At 48.9% G+C, this 8554-nt stretch carries 9 protein-coding genes and 1 pseudogene; 5 read left to right on the top strand and 5 right to left on the bottom strand.

Features of this window, described 5'->3' with window-relative positions; translation table 11 throughout:
• The first annotated feature begins 205 nt into the window (after positions 1-205).
• On the top strand, positions 206-1036 hold the full coding sequence (locus N836_RS72640; protein WP_023077171.1) for an aspartoacylase: 831 nt from the start codon (positions 206-208) through the stop codon (positions 1034-1036).
• Between the two features lie 123 nt (positions 1037-1159).
• On the opposite strand, the gene N836_RS72635 is transcribed toward N836_RS72640, so the two are convergent.
• Positions 1160-1549 carry a Fur family transcriptional regulator gene (locus N836_RS72635; protein ID WP_031294865.1) on the bottom strand — a complete coding sequence of 130 codons (390 nt, stop codon included), beginning with the start codon at positions 1547-1549 and terminating at the stop codon, positions 1160-1162.
• Between the two features lie 106 nt (positions 1550-1655).
• On the opposite strand from N836_RS72635, the gene N836_RS72630 reads away from it, so the two are divergent.
• From N836_RS72630 to folE, 3 genes are all read left to right on the top strand, one after another.
• Positions 1656-2126: a delta-aminolevulinic acid dehydratase gene (locus N836_RS72630; RefSeq protein ID WP_023077169.1), complete on the top strand. Its 471-nt coding sequence runs from the start codon at positions 1656-1658 to the stop codon at positions 2124-2126.
• Positions 2127-2210: 84 nt separating this feature from the next.
• Complete coding sequence (locus tag N836_RS72625) at positions 2211-3272, top strand: CobW family GTP-binding protein (RefSeq protein WP_031294862.1); 1062 nt, start codon at positions 2211-2213, stop codon at positions 3270-3272.
• A gap of 171 nt (positions 3273-3443) precedes the next feature.
• On the top strand, positions 3444-4082 hold the full coding sequence (gene folE / locus N836_RS72620; RefSeq protein WP_023077166.1) for a GTP cyclohydrolase I FolE: 639 nt from the start codon (positions 3444-3446) through the stop codon (positions 4080-4082).
• A 9-nt stretch (positions 4083-4091) separates the two neighbouring features.
• On the opposite strand, the gene moaB is transcribed toward folE, so the two are convergent.
• On the bottom strand, positions 4092-4607 hold the full coding sequence (gene moaB / locus N836_RS72615) for a molybdenum cofactor biosynthesis protein B (protein WP_023077165.1): 516 nt from the start codon (positions 4605-4607) through the stop codon (positions 4092-4094).
• Between the two features lie 548 nt (positions 4608-5155).
• Between moaB and thrS the strand changes: the two are divergent.
• Positions 5156-6349, top strand: a pseudogene (gene thrS / locus N836_RS72610) (threonine--tRNA ligase); the annotation flags it as partial.
• On the opposite strand, the gene N836_RS77810 reads toward thrS, so the two are convergent.
• From N836_RS77810 to N836_RS72600, 3 genes are all read right to left on the bottom strand, one after another.
• Entirely contained in the window at positions 6231-6560 is a 330-nt protein-coding gene (locus tag N836_RS77810) for a hypothetical protein (protein WP_235071202.1), read from the bottom strand. The pseudogene thrS and the gene N836_RS77810 overlap by 119 nt on opposite strands.
• A 183-nt stretch (positions 6561-6743) precedes the next feature.
• Entirely contained in the window at positions 6744-7853 is a 1110-nt protein-coding gene (locus N836_RS72605) for a WD40 repeat domain-containing protein (protein WP_023077162.1), read from the bottom strand.
• A gap of 415 nt (positions 7854-8268) precedes the next feature.
• The coding region (locus N836_RS72600) for a Fur family transcriptional regulator (protein ID WP_023077161.1) at positions 8269-8554 on the bottom strand (286 nt) is incomplete at its 5' end.

Raw genomic sequence — 8554 nt, 5'->3', positions numbered from 1 at the left:
CCAACTCCAGCAGACCAGTCGCTCGTTTGAATTGCCGTGCCCCCAGTTGACCTTTGCTCAAAAGGGCTTCTAGGTCGCTGCGGTCAGTGGCGCTTAACTCAAGATGACGTTTGTTCATTTGCGAATTGATCGGGGGTGGAGACGTTAATTCAGCCTATCGAACCCATCTACGATATGGCAGTAAATTTACTTTCCAGAGTACTTAGTGCGTCGCTGGTCTGCGTACCCGGATGCAATAAGTCGACCATCGTTTAAAACCAAGCTGTTCCTCGCTAACCCAAAGGCAGTCGAACAGAATCGCAGGTTTATTGACGAAGACTTAAACCGCTGCTTTAGGATGAATAGTCTTGCCTCAACTGATCGAGGAACTTACGAGGCGCTGCGGGCTTTTTACCTTAACCAAATGATCGGTCCCAAGGGAGAGTCAAAGCACAACGTGATCTTTGATATGCACACCTCGACCAGCAACTGTGGCGTGATGCTGATATTAAAAGACAACAACCTGGTCAATCGGCAGTTAGCGGCATACATCCAATGCCAGATACCCGATACAAAGATCCTCTACATTCCACCTATTCAGGATGATCAACCCTACTTAACCTCGATCTGTCCCTACGGTCTTACAGTGGAGATTGGACCAATTCCACAAGGGTTGTTACGGAGCGACCTTATTGCACTGACCGATGAAGTAGTGAAGCATGGGCTGGACTACTTGCATTCCTTAAACGAAGGGAGGCAGAAAGCGTTACCAGATTCGATCGAGGTGTTCGAGTTCAAGGAGGAGGTAGTGTTTCCGCAGGCTGACGATGCCATCGTTGGTACCATCCACCACTCGTTACAGGATCGCGACTACGAGGCTCTGAATCACGGAGACCCGATGTTTGAATGCCTTGATGGCTCGGTGCTTGCTTATGAGAAACAGGAAACAGTTTACCCGGTCTTTATCAACGAGGCCGCCTACTACTATAAAAATGTGGCAATGTCGTTGTGCTTGAAAAAAACACTCCTCACTGCCACAGGTTGGGAGTTGGCCTAACTATTCGGTTGCACTCGATGAGCCAGAGGTTTGAATTGGATTGGAAAGTTCTCACATGGGTGAACCGAGGCATTAGAGCTAAAAATTAAAGTGTTCAAGATTCAAAACAGAATCGCAATCGCCTCATCCGCCTTGAACTGAACGGGGCTCGCAGAGACCAAAAAAATCGAGGGTGTGATAGTAGATTGTGAATGAGCTGAAGTGCTGGAGTGAAAACTCTAGTCCCTTTAAAGAGCATATATTCAGAGGAAACGATTGTCCACAGTCTAAGCAGGTCATGAAGTGATGGTCCTGCTCCACCGCGTTGTAGAGTGTCTCCCCCGTTAGGGTTACCCGATGCTGAACCTTTCCCATACGCTTTAGGGCATCCAGGGCTCGATACACCGTTGCTAAACCAATCCGCTGATGTTTCTTTATAAGCTTGTACAAAGCCTGAGCCGAGGTCGGTTCAGATTGCTGCTGTAGTATTTGCAATACCGCTGTTTGAGCCCGAGTACAGTGAACCTGAGTAATGAATTTTTAAGGATTATGATCACGTCAATTGCAAAAAACTGATGTAAGATACCTGAGAATGATAATCATTATCATAACGGGTTTTCATTTTATGTCATCTACATTCATGGCACCCACATCAGCGCTCCCCCAAACTGCCACAGATGCTGTTGAAACGATAAGGGAAGCTGTCTCCACTGATAATATACTGGCCAAGGTGCATCGTCCTCGGCGTCTGCGCCGGATGGTGCAAGAGACGGTGGTGCTAACTGCGGCTGATCTGATTTATCCCCTATTTATCATGGAAGGGGAGGGACAGAAGGAAGCGGTACCGTCGATACCCAACTGTTTTCGCGACTCCTTGGACCTGCTACTGGAAGAAGCAAACGCTGTGTGGGAGTTGGGCATTGGAGCCATTGCCCTATTTCCGCTGATTCTCCATCATCAAAAAGATAATGCTGGTACCGTCAGTATGACGGTCTCGGCCTTTTTCGATTTACTCTCGGGTCCCAGTATTTTCACCGTTCAACTAGCTTTTTTCTATTGGCATGGGTCACGCCCAATACCTGCAAGTTGGCGCTATAAACCTATGTTCTAAGCCTTACGTAGTTGTCTTCTGAATACCTGAATGCAGGCGCGCTCTGCATTCTTAGCTCACCTTGTTGCTTCCGGAGTTTATCTCATGACAGTCTCATCTCCCTCCTTGAACACCAAAAGAGGAATGCCCGTCACCATCATCACCGGGTTTCTCGGCAGTGGTAAAACAACGCTGTTGAACCATATTCTAAGCAACAACAAAGATTTAAAGGTTGCTGTTCTAGTGAATGAATTTGGTGATATTAACATCGACGGTCAGCTATTAGTGTCCATGGATGAAACCATGGTTGAACTAAGCAATGGCTGTATTTGCTGCACCATCAACGATGATCTAGTGGATGCCGTTTATCGAGTCATGGAGCGGGATGACCGGATCGACTACATGGTCATTGAGACTACGGGGGTGGCAGACCCACTGCCGATTATGCTTACGTTTCTAGGCACAGAACTGCGCGAACTCACCCGCCTAGATTCTATTATCACCATGGTGGATGCCGAAACCTTCACGCCGGATCATTTTGAGAGTGAAGCGGCCTTCAAGCAAATTACCTATGCTGATGTCACAATAGTAAACAAAGTTGATCTAGCGTCATCGGACCAAGTAAAGACGTTAGAAGAGTATCTTAGTAGTATTAAAGCGGGGGCAAGGATTTTGCACAGTCAGCAGGGGCAAGTCCCTCTGCCGCTAATTTTGGATGTTGGCTATAATAACCCCGAATCTTACGCTGAGCTGGTGCAGGAAGAAATTGCGCAGACAGCACACGATCAGCATCACGGACACGAGCACGGACATCATGGGCATGAGCATCATCATCATGGACATGAGCATCATGAACACCATCACCACCATTCGGCCCATCTTGATAATGATGGATTTGTATCCATAGCATTTGAGAGCGATCGCCCCTTCCATATCAAAAAATTTGAACATTTTTTGCAAAACAAACTTTCAAAGAATGTTTTTCGAGCCAAAGGAATTCTCTGGTTTGAGGAAAGTGAACTGCGCAATATTTTTCAGCTAAGCGGTCTGCGCTTTTCCATTGACGGGGAAGAATGGCGCACTCCTCCTCGAAACCAGCTTGTTTTTATCGGACGACATCTCAATGGTGACGATATCCGGCAACAACTTACAGCTTGTTTAGCCTGATATTCAAAATTTCGTCAGGTTAGCTATGGCACTGGCATCTGTACATCCGGCAGTTGCTAAATCCAAGCTTTCAGTTGTTGGTTGAAGGTGCTGATTGGTTTGCGATGGTCCTCTGGACCGGCTTCGCCATTGCTCGATAAATCAATCCGAAATTTACCCACTTGATTATTTATGACCTTATTCACTTCGCCCGATGACATTCGAAACCAGTTAGTTAGCACCAAAGCTAAAGCTCCTGTTTCAGATGAAGAGATGCAGCAAGCGGTGCGCACACTGCTTCTAGGCTTGGGAGAAGACCCTGATCGTGAAGGGCTACGCGATACACCAAAACGTGTAGTCAAAGCCCTCAAATTTTTAACCTCTGGCTATAACCAGTCTCTGGATGACCTGCTCAACGGAGCTGTTTTCCATGAGGACACCAATGAAATGGTGCTGGTGCGCGATATTGATTTGTTCAGCTCTTGTGATCATCATATGTTACCGATTCTAGGCCGTGTTCATGTTGCTTATATCCCCAACGGCAAGGTGATTGGCCTATCAAAAATTGCCCGCATTTGTGAAATGTATGCGCGACGGCTACAGGCACAAGAACGGCTGACTCAGCAAATTGGTAACGCTCTGCAAGGACTGTTACAACCCCAGGGTGTGGCAGTTGTTGTTGAAGCATCCCACCTGTGTGTGGTAATGCGCGGTGTGCAAAAGCCAGACTCCTGGACCGTTACTAGTTCGATGCAAGGGGTATTTGCTGACGATGCCCGTACGCGCCAGGAGTTTATGGATCTGATTCGCCACAAGCCATCATCCCATTAAAAAATCTGCCTACCGCTCCAGCAGGCGGGGCATCAACTCCACCAGGTTGCAGGGCCGATGGCGGGCATCCAGCTGGTCGTTGATCAGGGCATTCCAGCCGGTGCGGCAAGCCCCCGATGACCCTGGCAAGCAAAAAATGTAGGTGCCATTGGCCACCCCTGCCAGGGCGCGGGACTGTACCGTAGACGTTTTAATCTCCTGGTAAGACACCATCCGAAAGATTTCTCCAAAGCCGGGAAGTTCTTTATCCAGCAGGGGGGCAATGGCTTCAGGGGTGCCGTCCCGCCCGGTCACACCCGTGCCCCCAGTGGTGATGATTGCCTGCACCCCAACATCGGCAATCCAGCGGGAGACCACCGCCCGAATTTGGTAAATATCGTCGGGCACGATCATTTTTTCGGCCAGGGTGTGGCCTGCGGTTTGCAGATGCTCCACCAACAGCTGGCCTGATTTATCCGTGGCTTCTGTGCGGCTGTCGGAGACAGTGAGAACGGCGATGGGGACGGGGATAAATCTGGCGGCCATAGCGTTGTTCTCCAATCAAGACGTGATGAATTTATACTATAAAGTTCCACAGGAAGGGGCTTTTCTGGTCAAAAAAGTTACTGCCCGCCACTTTTTCTGGCTCACTGGGAAGCGGGTTCAGAAAGACATTATTAGCTTTTCTCGGGTACTTGACACCTGTTAAAGAATTGCTATATTGAGAATATATTTATTGGAACAAAGCTTTTCTCAAAATGAAGATGGCACTCGTCCTTACTATCACGACCACAACAACTACCCACTTAGGAGGGTTGTAAGGCGCAGCGCTGAAATTAGTCTTACTACTTGAGTTGCCCTCCAGACGAAACTCTGGGGGGCAATTTTTTTTTACAACCTGTATCCAAAAGGTCAAAAGGAATGCCCATGTTGCTGACAATGTCTCTTGCAATGAACACTACCACCACCACCACCACTACCATCACGCCTAGAGGGACGTGACGATTGATTGCACATGCAACTCATCTGTCCCTCCAAGCCTAGTTTGGAGGGTTTTTTATTGCTTTATTACTCAGACACCAGGAGAGACTAAAATGGCGGATCACCGTAAACTTGCAAGGGATATGGACTTGTTTCACTTTGAGGAGCATAGTCCAGGAATGGTGTTTTGGCACCCACAGGGGCTACGGCTTTTTCTCAGCATTGAAGACTTGATGCGACAAGTTTATCAAGGGCATGGATTTGAAGAAGTGCGATCGCCCATTGCCCTTAGCCGATCGCTATGGGAGCGCTCAAGGCACTGGGAAAAATTTCGCCAGGGGATGTTTGTTGTCGGCAGCGTAGAGGCAGATAAAGACGATGAATCAGCCCTATCTGTCATCAGTCCTGACTATGCGTTGAAGCCCATGTCATGCCCTGCCCATATTGCCATTTATCAGTCCCGCAAGCGCAGCTATCGGGAAACTCCCATGCGATTGATGGAGTTTGGCATCTGCCATCGCAACGAACTGTCTGGCACATTATCGGGGTGTATGCGGCTGCGGCAATTTGTTCAGGATGATGCCCATATCTTCTGCCGAACATCTGATGTGCAGAGTGAAATTAGCAATTTTCTCAATATGGTGCAGCAGGTTTATGCTGCTTTTGGCTACGACCAATTTTCCCTACAAATTTCCCTTAGACCAGAGCAGCGACTTGGCTCTGATCGTCTGTGGGATCAGGCTGAGTCTGTTTTAGTTAAAGCGGTTCAATCCTTGGGCCGTAGTTATAAATTAGCGCCAAATGAAGGGGCATTCTATGGTCCCAAGCTCGAAATTAGCTTACAAGATCAGTTGGGGCGATCGTGGCAGTGTGGCACAATTCAAGTCGATTTTAATCTGCCTCAAGTGTTTGAGCTAGCTTTTGTGAATGAAGTGGGAGAATTGGAACGTCCCGTCATGCTGCACCAGGCAATTTTGGGGTCGCTAGAGCGCTGGATTGGCATTTTGTTAGAGCACCACGGCGGTGCCCTCCCCGTTTGGGTTGCCCCTACACAAGTCGCAGTCGCCTCTATTTCTGATAAAGCATCTGCCTGGGCAGAAACAATTTTCTCTCGACTCAGGCAACTGGGGGTTAGGGTAGAACTTCACAACCAAGGCCGCACAATCAGCAAGAAAATTCGTGAACTCTCTAAACGCAAAATTCCATTGATTGCCATTGTGGGTGAGCAGGAAGCCATGAGTCAAAGGTTAAATCTTCGGTGTTTAGGTGTTCTAAAACAACAAGAAATGAGCCTAGCTGAACTTGAGCATAAGTTAGCAGATCTCTCCATGCCGTAGTGAGTTTCTTTATGCTAGCGCTTGGTTTACCCCTAGTGGTCACTCCCAAAATAAAAACCGCTAGGGTATGGGTCACCGTGGTAGTTAGCCCCAGCCAGAGAGCGGCTTGGGGTGTGCTTCGACTGCCCACCAGATAAGCTCCCACCAGGGTTTTACCATGACTGGGGGAAAGGGCATGGATCGCATCAAAGACATAGGCGATTACAATGCTTGTTGCGATCGCTATCGGCGTCAGCTGACCATCCAGCAAGGTTGTTAATCGGTTGGCCGTTTCAACATGGGCAAGAATGGGCAGCGGAGCCATAATGATGTTGTTATCCAAAACGAATGGTTTCGCCCAACGGGGGCAAGAGGGAACCCAGACTCACAATAGCCCCTCTGGATGAGTGCAAAGACGCTGTCTGGCATCGGGGCAAAGAGTCCACACCAGTATCTCTCCCTGCTGACCGCCAGCTGCTAGATATTCTCCGGTCGGATGCCAGCTCAAACAGGAAAACCCCTCCTTAGCTCCTTCTAGCACTTGAGCTGGCTCTACAGCAGCTTGCCATAACAAAATCCAGCCATGGTCCGAGAGAGAAGCTAGCAAACCGGTTTCGGGTTGAAAGGCCACATCCAGCACCGTGCCTTGATGTAAATCCAGGACCCAGCTCTGCCACCCCTCATCGGGAATCAGCATCCACATAATAACCAGATCCCGCGTGGCGGTCGCCAAAATGGGGGAACGCTCGACATCGGGAATATCGGCCCAGGCAAGTTGTCGTATCCTGCCAGGCAACCCTGCCAATAGAACGGGCAAATTATCTGGGTTATCAGGGGATTGCTTTAGGGCACAGACGTTGTCCCAGGTGAGGACACCGACGCTGTTATCCTGATTAGCTGATGCCAAATAGGCCCCTTCAGGAGACCATTTCAAGGCTCGACTGACGGACATCAGTTCCCATGCATATTGAGGGAAGCTCCAGCGAGCCGTGTCCCAAATGTAAACCTGTTGCTGAGCCGAAACCGCTAGATGAGTACCATCGGGAGACCAGCCTAGATCCTGCACCGCAGCAGGCAATTCCAGGGTGGCCAGGGCTTCACCCTGATCAGCATCCCAGATATGAACGGCTCTGCCGCAGTTACAGGCCAGCCAGGGTTGATGGGGGTGCCACTGCAGGCGATCGATCCAGGTTGACCCCCAGTTCAGCGTATCTACTAGCTCAGGTGAGTCAGAAGACAGCCGCCAGAGCATTACCTCACTAGCTTGTCCGGCTGCCGCCAACCACTGACCATCCCTGGAAAACCCTAAGGCATCAATGGAAGCGCCACTGGCGGTCTTCAGGATGATTTCTCGAAAGTCTTGCCACAGGACTAACTCCCCTGCACCGGAGGCGATCACTAACTTATTCCCGATCGGTGCCCAGACCAGGGCAGTAATGTACTCTGACAGCGATCGTTCGATCGTAATATTTACCAGGGGTTTGACAGAAAGCATAGTACGGTCTTACCCAATGGAGTGAACTGACCTACCGCCATATAACCTGACTCACACGCCATCTTAGAATGATAATCATTATCATTCTAAGATGGCGTGTGAGTCAAGCCGTTGGTTTAGAGATTGATTTCTACATCGAACATATGTCTCAAGGCTGAGGAGACAGCATGGGCGGAATAAGAGGACGATGCACTTACTACCCGGTTCTTTTCGTCCAGTTCCGTCAGGATTACATCAACATTGATACTGAAAACAATTTTGTCTATCTATTTAACGTTCACCTACGATCAGAACTGTTTCCCATACAGAAGATTCTCTGGTCTGGATAAAGGTCTTTCCGTTACTTTTTCCTACTCAAAGATAAGCAGTTGCAATGCAAAGCACCAGAATGGCTAATGACTTCCATAAACTCATCTCACCCGCCTTGAGCTGAACAGGGCTCACAGAGGCCAAAAAATTCGAGGGTGTGATAGTAGATTGTAAATGAACTGGAGTTCTGAAGTGAAAACTCTAGCCCTTGCAAAGGGCGTAAATCCATAGGAAACGATTGTCCACAGTCTAAGCAGGTCATGTAGTGATGGTCTTGCTCCACCGCGTTGTAGAGTGTCTCCCCCGTTAGGGTTACCCGATGCTGAACTTTTCCCATACGCTTTAGGGCATCCAGGGCTCGATACACCGTTGCTAAACCAATCCGCTGATGT

The sequence above is a fragment of the Leptolyngbya sp. Heron Island J genome (assembly GCF_000482245.1).
Lineage (GTDB): Bacteria > Cyanobacteriota > Cyanobacteriia > Phormidesmidales > Phormidesmidaceae > Leptothoe.
The sequence above is the reverse complement of the archived record's forward strand: the minus strand, read 5'-3'. Positions and strand labels throughout refer to the sequence as shown.